Here is a 14,855-nt window from a genome sequence, read left to right on the forward strand (position 1 = left end):
AGCGGGCCCCGGCAGCGGCCCCCGGGAGGCCCCCGACGGCCCCGCCCGGGCGGTTCACCCGGGGGTGTGCGTTCCGCCTCGCCGGGGGACCCCGGAGCCGGATGCGATATATGGAGCGTCTATGGTGTCGTGGTACGCGCAGAGCGGACGATTCGGGACCCTTCGTTCCTGTGGACGCCTGCGAAGATTCATCTTCAGTTGGGGTGTTAGTGACCGCCGTCGAAACCCGTCCCGCCGGGGTCACCGGGGCGACTCCTGCGCGCCGGCCCTTCGGGGCCCGTGTCGGCGCGTTCGTCGCACTGACCAAGCCGCGGATCATCGAGCTGCTGCTGATGAGCACCGTGCCGGTGATGTTCCTGGCCCAGCAGGGCGTGCCGAACATGCTGCTGGTGCTGAAGGTCGTCGTCGGCGGCTACCTCTCGGCGGGCGGCGCCAACGCCCTCAACATGTACATCGACCGGGACATCGACGCGGTCATGTCGCGCACCGAGCGGCGCCCGATCGTCACCGGGATGGTCTCGCCGCGCGAGGCGCTGGTCTTCGGCGTCGTGCTCGCGGTGGTCTCGACCCTGCTGCTGGGCATCGGGGTCAACTGGCTGTCCGCCTGGCTGGCGCTGGGCGCTCTGCTGTTCTACGTGTTCGTCTACACGCTCGGGCTCAAGCGGCGCACCTCGCAGAACATCGTCTGGGGCGGCATCGCCGGCTGCATGCCGGTGCTGGTCGGCTGGTCCTCGGTGACCAACTCGGTCTCCTGGGCCGCGGTGGTGCTCTTCCTGGTGGTGTTCTTCTGGACGCCGCCGCACACCTGGGTGCTGTCGATGAAGGTCCGCGAGGACTACGAGCGGGCCGGCGTGCCGATGCTGCCGGTGATCAAGGGCAACGTGGCGGTCGGCAAGCAGGTCGTCGTCTACTCCTGGGTGATGGTGGCGGTCTCGCTGGCGCTCTGGCCGCTGGGGCACATGAGCTGGCTGTACCCGGTCGCCGCGGTGCTGCTGGGCGGGGCCTGGCTGCGCGAGGCGCACGCGCTGTACGGGCGGGCCAAGGCCGGGGTCGTGGGCGCGAAGCTCAAGGAGATGCGGCTGTTCCACTGGTCGATCACCTACCTGTCGCTGCTGATGGTGGTCTGCGCGATCGACCCGTTCGTGAAGTAGGCGTCCGTACGAACCCGAGGAGCCCCGGTCCGGTGGACCGGGGCTCCTTCGTCTGCCGGGGGGGTGCCGCGGCGCGGCGCGGCTCAGCGGGCGGGCAGTTCGGAGGGGCCGACGTGGCCGTCCAGCCAGTCCCGCAGCGGCTGGGAGGCGTGCAGGAAGCCGGTGATCCGGGTGTACGCGGCGCGGGTGCCCAGCCACTTCGCGGGCTCCCAGTCCTGCCAGGCCACCAGGCCCTTGTGGCGCAGCAGCTCGATCCTGGGGTGGTCCCTGGGATAGCCGCGCGGGGCCGACTTGAGGCTGTCCCGGCCGTGCACCCGCGGGCCGGCCTGCTCCACCCGGGCGATCACCCGTTCCAGCTCGGCGCCGCCGACGTCCTCGGCGACGGCCGCCCGGTAGCGCTCCAGCTGGTCGGGGGCGAGCCGGTACATCCCGTTGCCGCAGGCCAGGCCGTCGGCGGAGAGCTGGATGTAGCCGCCGCTCTCCAGATGGGCGCCGATGTGGGTCTTGTACGGGGACTTGTCGGCGCTGAACCGGATGTCGCGGTTGGGACGGAACACCTTCCCCGGCCCGAACTCGGGCTCCAGGTCGGCGAGCAGCCGCTCCATCGGGGCCCGCACGGCGTCGTCGTACTGTTCCCGGTGGGCCTGCCAGAAGGTCTTGGAGTTGTCGGCTTCCAGATGCTCGTAGAAGTCGAGCGCCTCGGCCGGCCAGCCTGTGAAGGTCACCTCTCCAGTATGTGTCCCGGTGCACAGGGCGCTCCCGTCGCCAGCTCCGCTACCGGTGGGTAGCATGCGGGCATGAGCAGCGTTGAGACCGCCACCGCGCCGGACGCCCGTACCGAGCGCCGTGCCAAGCGCATCGCCAAGAACCTGACCAGCTTCGCCCGGCAGCACGGGGGCAGCGCCGACGCGGTCGTCGAGTACGTCGGCGCCGTGGCCACCCGGATCGTCGTGGTGGGCGCGGACGGCGCCTGGGGCGACCAGGTGGCCCCCAGCTACGCCGTCGGCCGCCGGGCCGCGGAGCTGGCCGGGCTGACCGTGCACGAGAACTTCGAGGGCGAGCTGGGCCTCAAGGTGAAGACCGGCGAGTACGAGTGGAAGCGGATGGCCGGCATCCAGATCTGAGCCCGGCCCGGAGCCCGGCCCCGGATACGGCGGCGGCCCGGTTCCCCCACGTGGGGGAACCGGGCCGCCGGTTTGTCGCCGCGGTCAGACCGAGGCGGTCTGCGGGGCCTGGGCGGGCAGCTGGTCGGCCGCCGCCACGTCCGCGCGGGTGCGCAGGGCGAGGGGGATGCGGAGTGCGGCGATCCAGGTCAGTGCCGCGAGCAGCATGTGCAGGCCGACCATCAGCTCGGGGGCGTCGGTGAAGTACTGGATGAAGCCGAGCACGCCCTGGAGCAGCAGCACCGCGAGGAGTTCCTTGGCGCGGGCCTTGGCCGGCTGGGGGGCCTTGACGGCCGCGAAGACGAAGATCACCGCGATGGCCAGGCCGACCGAGACGAACGCGAAGTCCGCGTGGAACTGGGCGAGGCGGTCGTAGTCGATCGGGATGCGCGGGACGATCTTGTTGTCCTTGGGCGTGCCCGGGTGGTGGCCGGCGCCGGTCACCAGGGTGCCCGCCGCGACGAGCAGGCCGATCACGGTGACCAGGACGTACGAGAGCTGGTGGATCGGCCGGGCCACCGAGAGCCTGGCCGGGCCGTCGCCCTCCTTGGACCGCTCCCACATCAGCAGCGCGACCCAGACCAGGGCCATCGCGGCGATCATGTGCAGCGCCACCGTGTACGGGTTGAGGCCGGTCAGCACGGTGATGCCGCCGAGCACGGCGTTGCTCATCACCAGCCAGAACTGCGCCCAGCCGAGCTTGGTCATGCCGCGCCGCCAGGGGCGGTGGCAGCGGGCGGCCAGGATCGCCCAGCCGACGGCGGCGCTCAGCACGTAGGTGAGCATCCGGTTGGTGAACTCGACGACGCCGTGGAAGCCCATCTCGGCGGTGGGCGTCAGGCTCTCGTCGGTGCAGCGGGGCCAGGTCGTACAGCCGAGGCCGGAGGCGGTGAGCCGGACGGCGCCGCCGGTGACGACGATCACCACGCTCATCACCAGCGCGGCGAACGTGGCGCGCCGGACCATCTCGGCGGATGGCTGCCAGCGCTCGGCGAGCAGGGAGAAGGGGTTAGGCACGGGGTCAATCGTAGGCGGCCTTACAGGCGATCTTGGGGCGGGGCGCGGGAGGCGCGGCGGCCCGGCGCGGGAGGCGCGGCGGTCGGCGGGTGCCGACACGCGGGGAGGCGACACGCGGACAAACCAGGGCGGTTCGGTCAAGGAGTGAATTGGTCTTGACCAATCACCTGTTTGGCCGAAAGAGTGCGGATTGGTCCATACCTTTTTCGGACCATTCCCCACTCCTCCCGCACCCAAGCGGAGATCCTGCACATGCGCATACCCACTTCCGCCGCCGCGCTCGCCGTCGGTGGCTCTCTCGCACTGGCCGGTCTGGTCGCCCCGACCGCCCAGGCCGCCGACCCCGCCCAGGAGTGCCGCAGCCTCGGGGTCGCCAACCTCTACGGCGAGTTCATCGAGGGCGACGACACCCACACCCCCGACGCCGAGGGCGCGGTCGCGGTCGGCGGCAACGCCGACTTCACCGGCGGCTTCTCGGTCGGCCAGGAGCTCACCCCCGCCGAGGTCGACGCGCTGCCCGGCAGGAACGCCCTGGTCGTGGCAGGCAAGATCACCGGCCACAACACCCAGGTGATGAAGGGCAACGGCGTCTACGGCTCCAAGGCCGACGGCGCCGTGGTCGACGCCCACAAGGGCACCGTCGTCCAGGGGCCCTCGCCGATCGACTTCAAGGCCGAGTTCGCCAAGCTGCGCGCAGCCTCCGCCTCGCTGGCGGCCGTCCCGCAGACCGCCGGCGCCACCGTCCAGGCCGAGGGCGCCAAGCTGACGTTCACCGGCGGGGACGCCAAGTACAACAGCTTCACCGTCGACGCGGCGAAGCTGCAGGGCGCCAAGGAGGTGTACGTCAAGGTGCCGGTCGGGGCGGTGACCGTGATCAACGTGACCGGCGGTTCGTACGACATGGCGTCGGCCGGGACGAGCGGTTTCCTCCTCTGGGACCAGAGCAAGTCGGCCTTCGTGCTGGACGACAAGAGCCAGAGCGCGTCGGGCGGGGCGATCCGGTCCAAGCTGCTCTGGAACTTCCCGACCGCGACCAAGGTGACCAAGAAGGGCGACGCCGCCTGGGCCGGGACGGTGCTGGCGCCCAACGCCGCCGTCTCGCTGAACACCCCGGGCGTCAACGGCGGGCCGGGGACGGGTGGTGCGCCGATCAACGGCTCGGTCATCGCCGCCTCGCTGACCGGCACCTCCGGTGCCGAGACGCACCACTACCCCTTCACCGGCTGCCTGCCCGGCACCACCGTCCCGACGCCGTCCGGCACGCCGACGGTGCCGCCGACCGTGCCGAGCGGCTCGCCGTCGGCCACGCCGAGCGCGTCGGCCTCCCCGAGCGGTTCGGCGAGCCCCTCGGGCGGCCCGTCCGCCCCGGTGACCGGCACGCCCGGCGCGAGCGGCTCGGCCAGTGCGTCGGCCGGCGGCTCGACGGCCGCTCCGGCGGCCTCGGGCAGTCCGTCCGCCCGGCCGGACGCGGGCGGCGACCTGGCGCACACCGGCTCCGGTCCGGTGCTGCCGCTGGCCGTCGGCGGTGCGGTCGTGCTCGCGGCCGGCGGGGCGATCGTGGTGGCCGCCCGGCGCAAGGCGGCCCGGAAGGCCTGAAACCGGCCGGGCCGGTCGACGTGAGTTCGTCAACTGACCGAAACGGCGCCCTCGGTGACTCGACTCGATCACCGGGGGCGCCGTTCTGTCTTGAAAGTGACCAAGTTCATTCGGCTTTGCCGAATCCGTGTTCCGCGAGGTGGCGGCTGTGATGGGCTGGTCGTGCACATCGGAAGACGGACGGACAGTCGAAATCCGGTCGTACGGCGGGGTGTGGCAGGGTGCGGAAGTGCCGGTAGAGTCCCCCGGACAGTCGTAGCGGGCCACCGCGAAACACTCAACACGCCTGCTGCACAGGACCGTTCGGAGGGGAACAAGGTAATGGTGCGACAGCAGCGGCACTTCGCGATCGGCGCCACGGCACTCGCCGGGACGGCTGCGGCCGGATTTCTACTGCCTCTGGCGCTGGCGTCCAACGCCTCGGCACACGTGCCGACGTGGACGGTGACCTGCGACAAGGTCGCGGTCGATCTGATCAACTACAGCGGCAACGAGACCGTGAAGAACACCGTCAGCCTCACCATCGACGGTGAGAAGGTCCTGGACGGCAAGATCTTCCCGAAGGAGTTCCACGGCACCTTCCCGGTGAAGGACCACGATGCCCCGATCAAGGCGAACCTGGTGGTCACCACCACGGAGAACCCGAACGAGAAGGGCTGGAACATCAACGAGACCAAGACCATCGAGCCGTGCCACACGCCGACTCCGACCCCCACGCCCACCCCGACCCCCACCCCCACCCCCACGCCGACCCCCACGCCGACGCCGACCCCCACGCCGACCGTGACCCCGACTCCGTCGGTCACGCCCCCGGCCAGCCCGAGCCCGTCGGCCACGCCCACCCCGAGCAGGACCCCCGTCCCGGCGCCCACCACCAGCGCGCCGGCGCTCGCCCAGACCGGTAGCAGCGACGCCACCCCGATGATCGCGGCGGCCGGCGGCGGTGTGCTGCTGCTCGGCGGCGCGCTCGTCCTGCTCGCCCGCAAGCGCCGTGGCGGCAACGAGAGCTGACGCTCCGTAGGCTCATGAAGCGCGACGCCCCCGGCCGGGTGAGGCCGGGGGCGTCGCGCGTCGGTCGGGCGCCGGCTCACTCCCAGCGGAAGAAGCGGGCGGCGGCGGCCAGGCCGAGCACCGACCAGCCGGCCAGGATGCCGAGGTCAGCCCACGGCACCCCGGCGCCGCCCTGGAGCACCGACCGCAGGCCGTCCGAGAGCGCCGAGATCGGCAGCAGCTCCAGCACCGACCGCACGGCGTCGGGGAACCTGCTCAGCGGCACGATCACCCCGCCGGCGAGCAGCAGCAGGATGAACACCAGGTTGGCGCCGGCCAGGGTGGCCTCGGCCTTCAGGGTGCCGGCCATCAGCAGGCCGAGGCCGGAGAAGGCGGCGGTGCCGAGCACCAGCAGCGCGGCGACCGTCAGCGGATCGCCGTGCGGGGACCAGCCGAGGGCCAGCGCGATCACCGACAGCAGCGCCACCTGCAGCGCCTCCGTCACCAGGACGCAGCCGGTCTTGGCGGTCAGCAGGGCCCAGCGCGGCAGCGGGCTCGCGCCGAGCCGCTTCAGCACGCCGTAGCGGCGCTCGAAGCCGGTGGCGATGGCCTGGCCGGTGAAGGCGGTGGACATCACGGCCAGCGCGAGCAGGCCGGGGGCCAGGAAGTCGACCCGCTTGCCGGGGCCCTCGACCGCGACGATGTCCACGGCGGAGAACAGCACCAGCAGCACGGTCGGGATGACCACGGTGAGCAGCAGCTGCTCGCCGTTGCGCAGCAGCATCCTGGTCTCGAACGCCGTCTGGGCGAGCAGCATCCGGCCGACGGGCGCGGGGCCCGGCTGGGGGGAGTAGTCCGTCGTGACGGCGCCCATGGTTCCCTCGCTTCGTTCGCTCACGAGCGCAGCTCCCGTCCGGTCAGGTCGAGGAAGACGTCCTCCAGGCTGCGGCGCTGGACGGACAGCCGTTCGGGCAGGATGCCGGAGGCCGCGCACCAGCCGGTGACGGTGGCCACCAGCCGGGGGTCGACGGGCGCCTCGATCCGGTAGCTGCCGGGGGCGGTCTCGGTGGCGGTGGCGCCCTCGGGCAGCTCCTTGAGCAGCGGGCCGAGGTCGAGGCCGGGCGGGCCGTCGAAGCGCAGCGCGTTCTCGGCGCCGCCGCGGCACAGCTCCTCGGTGGTGCCGTCGGCGATGACCTTGCCGCGGTCGACGACGGCGACCCGGTCGGCGAGCTGCTCGGCCTCGTCCATGTGGTGCGTGGTGACGACCACGGTGACGCCGTCCCGGCGCAGGTCGCGCACCAGGTCCCAGGTGGCCCGGCGGGCCTGCGGGTCCAGGCCGGCGGTGGGCTCGTCCAGGAAGACCAGCTCGGGGCGGCCGACCACGGCCATCGCCAGGGCGAGCCGCTGCTGCTGGCCGCCGGACAGCCGCCGGTAGGTGGTGCGGCCGCAGGAGCCGAGGCCGAGGCGCTCGACCAGGGCGTCCACGTCCAGCGGGTGGGCGTGCAGCTTGGCGGTGTGCCGCAGCATCTCGACGGCGCGCGCGCCCGCGTACACGCCGCCGGACTGCAGCATGACGCCGATCCGGGGCCGCAGCGCGGCGTTCTGGGTGACCGGGTCGAGGCCGAGGACGCGGACGGTGCCGGCGTCGGGGCGGCGGTAGCCCTCGCAGGTCTCGATGGTGGTGGTCTTGCCGGCGCCGTTGGGGCCGAGGACGGCGGTGATCGCGCCGGCCGGGATGGTGAGGTCGAGGCCGTCCACCGCGAGCTTGTCGTCGTAGCGTTTGACCAGCCCGGCGATCTGGACCGCGGGTTCGGAGTGCATACCGGCGAGTGTAAGAGGGCCTGACGCGCGGGCCGCTCGGCGGCTCGGTGATCGTTTTCCCAGGCCAGGTAAGGCTTACCTGCGTGATCGATGCCACCGGTGAGGCATGGATCACGGCTTGTCCCGACGGAAGGAATTACGCAACACTGGTGTTGTGAAAAACATGCGCGAGCACGCCCAGCAGCAGGAGGCCGAGTCGGCCTCCTCCTGTGACGTGCCCGTGACGGCGGCCGAGGTGCTGCTGGACGGCCACCGGGCCACCCGGGACCGGGTCGCGCGGTCGATCCTGGACCACGGCCCCTCCTCCGCCGCCGACCTGGCGAACCGGCTCGGCCTCACCACCGCCGCCGTCCGCCGCCACCTCGACGGGCTGGTCGCCACCGGCCTGGTCGAGTCCCGTGAACAGCGGGTCTACGGAAGTCGCGGCCGGGGTCGCCCGGCCAAGGTCTTCGCCCTCACCGACGCCGGCCGGGACGCCTTCTACCAGGCGTACGACCAGCTCGCCGCCGACGCGCTGCGCTGGATCGCGGACTCGGTGGGCGGCGGCAAGGCGGGCGAGGAGGCGGTCGCCGCCTTTGCCCGCGCCCGCTTCGGCAAGCAGGCCGAGAAGTACCTGGAGGCGCTGCGTCTGGCCGCCGCCGGTGAGCGCACCGAGGCGCTGGCCCAGGCGCTGAGCGCGGACGGGTACGCTGCCACGGTGCGGCGTGTCCCGTCGGCCGCGGCCCAGGCCCCCGCGGGCGCCCAGCTCTGCCAGCACCACTGCCCGGTCGCGCACATCGCCGAGCAGTTCCCGCAGCTCTGCGAGGCGGAGACCGAGGTCTTCTCCCGGCTCCTGGGCACCCATGTGCAACGGCTGGCCACGATCGCCCACGGCGACGGGGTCTGCACCACCTATGTGCCGGCATCCGGTGCCGCATCGTCGTCCGCCCGGGTGCCTTCGGGCCGCGGCTCCGATGCGGCGCCGACTGCCGGTACGTCCACCGAAGATTCTGCGTCCGCGCGTTAGGAAGCTCGCATGACTGACACCGTTTCGCACCCGGAGCTCGACGGCCTGGGCAATTACGAGTACGGCTGGGCCGACCCGGACACCGCCGGTGCCGCGGCCAAGCGCGGGCTCAGCGAGGAGGTCGTCCGCGACATCTCCGCGAAGAAGAACGAGTCCGAGTGGATGCTCAACCTGCGTCTCAAGGGCCTGAAGCTGTTCGGCAAGAAGCCCATGCCGACCTGGGGCTCCGACCTCACCGGCATCGACTTCGACAACATCAAGTACTTCGTCCGCTCCACCGAGAAGCAGGCCGAGTCCTGGGAGGACCTGCCGGCGGACATCAAGGCCACCTACGACAAGCTCGGCATCCCGGAGGCGGAGAAGCAGCGCCTGGTCGCCGGCGTCGCCGCCCAGTACGAGTCCGAGGTCGTCTACCACCAGATCCGCGAGGACCTGGAGGAGCAGGGCGTCATCTTCCTGGACACCGACACCGCGCTGCGCGAGCACCCGGAGCTGTTCAAGGAGTACTTCGGCACCGTGATCCCGGCCGGCGACAACAAGTTCGCCGCGCTGAACACCGCGGTGTGGTCCGGCGGCTCGTTCATCTACGTGCCGAAGGGCGTGCACGTGGACATCCCGCTGCAGGCCTACTTCCGGATCAACACCGAGAACATGGGCCAGTTCGAGCGGACGCTGATCATCGTCGACGAGGACGCCTACGTCCACTACGTCGAGGGCTGCACCGCCCCGATCTACTCCTCCGACTCGCTGCACTCGGCGGTCGTGGAGATCATCGTCAAGAAGGGCGGCCGCTGCCGCTACACGACCATCCAGAACTGGTCGAACAACGTCTACAACCTGGTCACCAAGCGCGCCGTGGCGTACGAGGGCGCGACCATGGAGTGGATCGACGGCAACATCGGCTCCAAGGTCACCATGAAGTACCCGGCCGTCTACCTGATGGGCGAGCACGCCAAGGGCGAGACCCTGTCGATCGCCTTCGCGGGCGAGGGTCAGCACCAGGACGCCGGCGCCAAGATGGTGCACATGGCGCCGAACACCTCCTCCAACATCGTCTCCAAGTCGGTGGCGCGCGGCGGCGGCCGGACCTCCTACCGCGGCCTGATCGAGATCGGCGAGGGCTCGCACGGCGCCAAGTCCAACGTGCTGTGCGACGCGCTGCTGGTCGACACCATCTCCCGCTCGGACACCTACCCGTACGTGGACGTCCGTGAGGACGACGTGTCCATGGGCCACGAGGCGACCGTCTCCAAGGTCAGCGAGGACCAGCTCTTCTACCTGATGAGCCGCGGCCTGACCGAGTTCGAGGCGATGGCGATGATCGTCCGCGGCTTCGTCGAGCCGATCGCGCGCGAGCTGCCGATGGAGTACGCGCTGGAGCTCAACCGGCTGATCGAGCTGCAGATGGAGGGCTCGGTCGGCTGACCTGCCGGCCGCTTACCGCCCACCGACTTTTCGAGGAAGAGAGCACCACGACAGCCATGGCTGACGTTCAGAACACCACCGGGGCGACCACCGCCGGTTCGATCGAGGTCGGCACCGCCGGCGCCGGCGCGCAGCTCGCCGGCCCCGGCACCGGCCGCACCGCGGTCCAGCAGCCGATCGACGCGCGCGTCGCGGTCAAGCCGTCCTTCGACGTGAACGACTTCCCGGCGCCCACCGGCCGCGAGGAGGACTGGCGGTTCACCCCGCTGCACCGCCTCGGCGGGCTGCACGACGGCACCGCCGCCGCCGCGGAGAAGGGCGAGGACAAGGTCGAGCTCGCGCTGCCGGACGGCGTCACCGCCGAGACCGTCGGCCGGGACGACGCCCGCCTGGGCAAGGCCGGCACGCCGGTCGACCGGGTCGCCGCTCAGGCGTTCAGCGCCTTCGAGCAGGCCCTGGTGGTCACCGTCCCCAAGGACGCGGTGCTGACCGAGCCGGTCAAGATCGACGTGCGCGCCGAGGGCGGGGTCCGCTTCGCCCACGTGGTGATCGACGTCAAGCCGTTCGCCGAGGCCGTCGTGGTGCTCAACCACGAGGGCACCGGCACCCGGGCCGCCAACGTCGAGCTGCTGGTCGGCGAGGGCGCCAAGCTCACCTTCGTCTCCGTGCAGGACTGGGAGCGGGACGCCGTCCACGTTGCCCAGCACAACGCGCTGGTCGGCCGGGACGCCACCTTCAAGTCCGTGGTCGTCACCTTCGGCGGCGACCTGGTCCGCCTGCACCCGCGGGTCAACTACGCCGGCCCCGGCGGCGAGGCCGAGCTGTTCGGCCTCTACTTCGCCGACGCCGGCCAGCACCTCGAGCACCGCCTGGTCATCGACCACGACACGCCGCACTGCCGGTCGAACGTGGCGTACAAGGGCGCGCTCCAGGGCCAGGACGCCCACGCGGTCTGGGTCGGCGACGTGCTGATCCGCGCCGCCGCGCTCGGCACCGACACCTACGAGCTCAACCGGAACCTGGTGCTCACCGACGGCGCCCGGGTCGACTCGATCCCGAACCTGGAGATCGAGACCGGCGAGATCGTCGGCGCCGGCCACGCCTCGGCGACCGGCCGCTTCGACGACGAGCAGCTGTTCTACCTGATGGCCCGCGGCATCCCGGCCGACGAGGCCCGGCGCCTGGTCGTGCGCGGCTTCTTCGCCGAGCTGCTCCAGCAGATCGGCGTGGCCGAGGTGCAGGAGCAGCTCATGGAGAAGATCGACGCCGAGCTGGAATCGGCGGTCTGAGCGCGATGACCTTCCTCCGTGCCTGCGCGCTGAGCGACCTCCAGGAGGACGTTCCCAAGCGCGTGGACCTCAACGGCGTGCCGGTCTCCGTCGTCCGCACCGACGAGGGGGTGTTCGCGATCAACGACACCTGCTCGCACGCGAACGTCTCGCTCTCCGAGGGCGAGGTCGAGGACTGCATGATCGAGTGCTGGCTGCACGGTTCCAGCTTCGACCTGCGCACCGGCAAGCCCTCCGGCCTGCCCGCCACCAAGCCGGTCGCTGTCTACCCCGTAAAGATCGAAGGGGACGATGTGCTCGTCTCCGTCAACCAGGAGTCCTGAGTACACATGGCAACCCTTGAAATCCGCGACCTGCACGTCTCCGTGGACGCCGAGAACGGCCCGCGCGAGATCCTGAAGGGCGTGGACCTGACCGTGAAGCAGGGCGAGACCCACGCCATCATGGGCCCGAACGGCTCCGGCAAGTCCACCCTGGCCTACTCGCTGGCCGGTCACCCCAAGTACACCGTCACCGGCGGCTCGGTGCTGCTGGACGGCGAGGACGTCCTGGAGATGTCCGTCGACGAGCGCGCCAAGGCCGGCGTCTTCCTGGCTATGCAGTACCCGGTCGAGGTCCCGGGCGTCTCGGTCAGCAACTTCCTGCGCACCGCCGCCACCGCCGTCCGCGGCGAGGCCCCCAAGCTGCGGCTGTGGGTGAAGGAGGTCAAGGAGGCGATGGCCGCCCTCCAGATGGACCCGGCCTTCGCCGAGCGCAACGTCAACGAGGGCTTCTCCGGCGGTGAGAAGAAGCGCCACGAGATCCTCCAGCTGGAGCTCCTCAAGCCGAAGATCGCGATCCTCGACGAGACCGACTCCGGCCTGGACGTCGACGCGCTGCGGATCGTCTCCGAGGGCATCAACCGGGTCCGCTCGACCGGCGAGGTCGGCACCCTGCTGGTGACCCACTACACCCGCATCCTGCGGTACATCAAGCCCGACCACGTCCACGTCTTCGCGGGCGGCCGCATCGTCGAGTCCGGCGGCGCCGAGCTGGCCGACAAGCTGGAAGAAGAGGGCTACGAGGCGTATGTGAAGGGGGGCGCGTCCGAGTGACGCATCCGTTCACGGGACTGCTCGACACCGACGCGATCCGCAAGGACTTCCCGGTCCTCCAGCGGATGCTGCACGACGACAAGCCGCTGGTCTACCTGGACAACGCGGCCACCTCGCAGAAGCCGCGTCAGGTGCTGGAAGCCCTGACCGCCTACTACGAGCGGCACAACGCCAACGTCCACCGCGGCGTGCACGTGCTCGCCGAGGAGGCCACGGCGCTGTACGAGGGCGCCCGGGACAAGGTCGCGGCGTTCGTCAACGCGCCGAGCCGCAACGAGGTGATCTTCACCAAGAACGCCTCGGAGTCGCTCAACCTCGTCGCCAACATGCTCGGCTGGGCCGACGAGCCCTACCGGGTGGACGCCGACTCCGAGATCGTCATCACGGAGATGGAGCACCACTCCAACATCGTCCCGTGGCAGCTGCTGTCGCAGCGCACCGGTGCGAAGCTCAAGTGGTTCGGGCTGACCGACGAGGGCCGGCTCGACCTGTCGAACATCGACGAGCTGATCACCGAGAAGACCAAGGTGGTCTCCTTCACCCTGGTCTCCAACCTGCTGGGCACGGTCAACCCGGTCGAGGCGATCGTCCGCAAGGCCCAGTCGGTCGGCGCGCTGGTCGTCATCGACGCCTCGCAGGCCGCGCCGCACATGGTGCTGGACGTCCAGGCGCTGGAGGCCGACTTCGTCGCCTTCACCGGCCACAAGATGCTGGCTCCGACCGGCATCGGCGTGCTCTGGGGCCGGCACGAGCTGCTGGAGGACCTCCCGCCGTTCCTCGGCGGCGGCGAGATGATCGAGACCGTCACCATGGGCTCGTCCACCTACGCCCCGGCGCCCCACAAGTTCGAGGCCGGCACCCCGCCGATCGCCCAGGCGGTCGGACTCGGCGCGGCCATCGACTACCTCCAGGACATCGGCATGGAGAAGATCGCGGCGCACGAGCACGCGATCACCGAGTACGCCGTCGAGCGGCTGCTGGAGGTCCCGGAGCTGCGGATCATCGGCCCGCGCACGGCCGTGGACCGCGGCGCGGCGATCTCCTTCACCCTCGGCGACATCCACCCGCACGACGTGGGCCAGGTGCTGGACGAGCAGGGCATCGCCGTGCGCGTCGGCCACCACTGCGCGCGGCCGGTCTGCCTGCGGTACGGAATTCCGGCGACCACGCGGGCGTCGTTCTACCTGTACTCGACGCCGGGCGAGGTCGACGCGCTGATCGACGGCCTGCACCACGTCCGGAACTTCTTCGGCTGACGGGACGGGGCAGGACGACCATGAAGCTCGACTCGATGTACCAGGACATCATCCTGGACCACTACCGCAACCCGCACGGCAAGGGGCTGCGGGACGGTGACGCCGAGGTGCACCACGTCAACCCGACGTGCGGCGACGAGATCACCCTGCGGGTGAAGCTCGACGGCGCCACCGTGGCCGACGTCTCGTACGAGTCGCAGGGCTGTTCGATCAGCCAGGCGAGCGCCTCGGTGCTCAACGACCTGGTGGTCGGCAAGACCGTGGGCGAGGCGCAGGCGGTCCAGGAGGCCTTCCTGGAGCTGATGCAGAGCAAGGGGCAGGGCGAGGGCGACGAGGAGGTGCTGGAGGACGCGGTCGCGTTCGCCGGCGTCTCCAAGTACCCGGCCCGGGTCAAGTGCGCCCTGCTCAGCTGGATGGCCTGGAAGGACGCCACCGCCCAGGCGCTCGCCCAGAACCCCACCGTGAACGACTGAACCCGCAGAGGAGGACAAGACCATGAGTGACGAGAGCACCACCACCGCCGGCACCGAGGCCTCCGCTGCGGAGGAGCAGCAGCCCGGCATCATCGTCGGCACCACCGCCGGCACGGTCTCGGTCGAGGACCTGACCGAGGCCCTGATGGACGTCGTCGACCCCGAACTGGGCATCGACGTCGTCAACCTGGGCCTGATCTACGGCATCCACATCGACGAGTCCGACGTGGCCACCATCGACATGACGCTCACCTCGGCGGCCTGCCCGCTGACCGACGTCATCGAGGACCAGGCCAAGACCGCCACCGACGGCCTGGTGCAGGACCTGCGCATCAACTGGGTCTGGATGCCGCCGTGGGGCCCCGACAAGATCACCGACGACGGCCGCGAGCAGCTTCGGGCCCTCGGCTTCAACGTCTGATCGCTGCCTTGCGCCTTCGCTGCTGTCCGGGACTTCTTCGGAAGTCCCGGACAGCGGCGTTTCCGCGCGTGAGCGGCGCCTGCCTGCCCCCGTTTCGCCCGCCGCCGGGTGAACACCCGCGCGTCATCCCCTTGTTGAGTAGGTTCACCGCCG

Annotated in this window: 16 protein-coding genes; 12 read left to right on the forward strand and 4 right to left on the reverse strand. The window is 70.9% G+C overall.

Features of this window, described 5'->3' with window-relative positions:
• Positions 1-203: 203 nt before the first annotated feature.
• Entirely contained in the window at positions 204-1,151 is a 948-nt protein-coding gene (locus tag ACIQ87_RS13205) for a heme o synthase (RefSeq protein WP_402405558.1), read from the forward strand.
• Between the two features lie 83 nt (positions 1,152-1,234).
• Here the strand turns inward: ACIQ87_RS13205 and ACIQ87_RS13210 are convergent, their stop codons facing one another.
• Positions 1,235-1,876 (reverse strand): DUF2461 domain-containing protein, encoded by a 642-nt coding sequence (locus tag ACIQ87_RS13210; protein ID WP_402405560.1) that lies wholly within the window; start codon positions 1,874-1,876, stop codon positions 1,235-1,237.
• Positions 1,877-1,948: 72 nt separating this feature from the next.
• Between ACIQ87_RS13210 and ACIQ87_RS13215 the strand changes: the two genes are divergently transcribed.
• Positions 1,949-2,275, forward strand: a complete 327-nt coding sequence (locus tag ACIQ87_RS13215) for a hypothetical protein (protein ID WP_402405562.1) — start codon at positions 1,949-1,951, stop codon at positions 2,273-2,275.
• 84 nt (positions 2,276-2,359) lie between these two features.
• Here the strand turns inward: ACIQ87_RS13215 and ACIQ87_RS13220 are convergent, their stop codons facing one another.
• A complete protein-coding gene (locus ACIQ87_RS13220; RefSeq protein WP_402405564.1) occupies positions 2,360-3,331 on the reverse strand; it encodes a heme A synthase in 972 nt (323 codons plus the stop codon).
• Positions 3,332-3,583: 252 nt separating this feature from the next.
• Here ACIQ87_RS13220 and ACIQ87_RS13225 point away from each other — a divergent pair, with 252 nt between their 5' ends.
• Complete coding sequence (locus ACIQ87_RS13225; protein WP_402405566.1) at positions 3,584-4,927, forward strand: choice-of-anchor A family protein; 1,344 nt, start codon at positions 3,584-3,586, stop codon at positions 4,925-4,927.
• A gap of 321 nt (positions 4,928-5,248) precedes the next feature.
• The gene (locus ACIQ87_RS13230) at positions 5,249-5,938 is read left to right on the forward strand and encodes an LAETG motif-containing sortase-dependent surface protein (RefSeq protein WP_402405568.1); all 690 of its coding nucleotides are present in this window, start codon (positions 5,249-5,251) and stop codon (positions 5,936-5,938) included.
• 76 nt (positions 5,939-6,014) lie between these two features.
• Here ACIQ87_RS13230 and ACIQ87_RS13235 read toward each other — a convergent pair whose 3' ends face one another.
• The gene (locus tag ACIQ87_RS13235) at positions 6,015-6,791 is read right to left on the reverse strand and encodes an ABC transporter permease (protein ID WP_402405803.1); all 777 of its coding nucleotides are present in this window, start codon (positions 6,789-6,791) and stop codon (positions 6,015-6,017) included.
• Between the two features lie 20 nt (positions 6,792-6,811).
• The gene (locus tag ACIQ87_RS13240; protein WP_402405570.1) at positions 6,812-7,738 is read right to left on the reverse strand and encodes an ABC transporter ATP-binding protein; all 927 of its coding nucleotides are present in this window, start codon (positions 7,736-7,738) and stop codon (positions 6,812-6,814) included.
• 163 nt (positions 7,739-7,901) lie between these two features.
• On the opposite strand from ACIQ87_RS13240, the gene ACIQ87_RS13245 reads away from it, so the two are divergent.
• From ACIQ87_RS13245 to ACIQ87_RS13280, 8 genes are read left to right on the forward strand one after another with little or no spacing between them, the layout of a single operon-like run.
• Positions 7,902-8,744 (forward strand): helix-turn-helix transcriptional regulator, encoded by an 843-nt coding sequence (locus ACIQ87_RS13245; protein WP_402405572.1) that lies wholly within the window; start codon positions 7,902-7,904, stop codon positions 8,742-8,744.
• A gap of 9 nt (positions 8,745-8,753) precedes the next feature.
• The gene (gene sufB / locus ACIQ87_RS13250; protein ID WP_402405574.1) at positions 8,754-10,169 is read left to right on the forward strand and encodes a Fe-S cluster assembly protein SufB; all 1,416 of its coding nucleotides are present in this window, start codon (positions 8,754-8,756) and stop codon (positions 10,167-10,169) included.
• Positions 10,170-10,225: 56 nt separating this feature from the next.
• Positions 10,226-11,458: a Fe-S cluster assembly protein SufD gene (gene sufD, locus ACIQ87_RS13255; RefSeq protein WP_402405576.1), complete on the forward strand. Its 1,233-nt coding sequence runs from the start codon at positions 10,226-10,228 to the stop codon at positions 11,456-11,458.
• A 5-nt stretch (positions 11,459-11,463) separates the two neighbouring features.
• A complete protein-coding gene (locus tag ACIQ87_RS13260) occupies positions 11,464-11,781 on the forward strand; it encodes a bifunctional 3-phenylpropionate/cinnamic acid dioxygenase ferredoxin subunit (RefSeq protein ID WP_063349526.1) in 318 nt (105 codons plus the stop codon).
• Positions 11,782-11,787: 6 nt separating this feature from the next.
• Positions 11,788-12,552, forward strand: a complete 765-nt coding sequence (sufC, locus tag ACIQ87_RS13265) for a Fe-S cluster assembly ATPase SufC (protein WP_392878485.1) — start codon at positions 11,788-11,790, stop codon at positions 12,550-12,552.
• Positions 12,549-13,808 carry a cysteine desulfurase gene (locus ACIQ87_RS13270; RefSeq protein ID WP_402405578.1) on the forward strand — a complete coding sequence of 420 codons (1,260 nt, stop codon included), beginning with the start codon at positions 12,549-12,551 and terminating at the stop codon, positions 13,806-13,808. The genes sufC and ACIQ87_RS13270 overlap by 4 nt, the downstream gene beginning before the upstream one ends.
• Before the next feature lie 20 nt (positions 13,809-13,828).
• Positions 13,829-14,281 (forward strand): Fe-S cluster assembly sulfur transfer protein SufU, encoded by a 453-nt coding sequence (sufU, locus tag ACIQ87_RS13275; protein WP_360340874.1) that lies wholly within the window; start codon positions 13,829-13,831, stop codon positions 14,279-14,281.
• Between the two features lie 22 nt (positions 14,282-14,303).
• Positions 14,304-14,702 carry a metal-sulfur cluster assembly factor gene (locus ACIQ87_RS13280; protein ID WP_402405580.1) on the forward strand — a complete coding sequence of 133 codons (399 nt, stop codon included), beginning with the start codon at positions 14,304-14,306 and terminating at the stop codon, positions 14,700-14,702.
• Positions 14,703-14,855 lie beyond the last annotated feature (153 nt).

Origin of the sequence: Kitasatospora sp. NPDC096204 (assembly GCF_044763205.1) — a bacterium.
In the GTDB taxonomy this organism is placed as follows: Bacteria; Actinomycetota; Actinomycetes; order Streptomycetales; family Streptomycetaceae; genus Kitasatospora.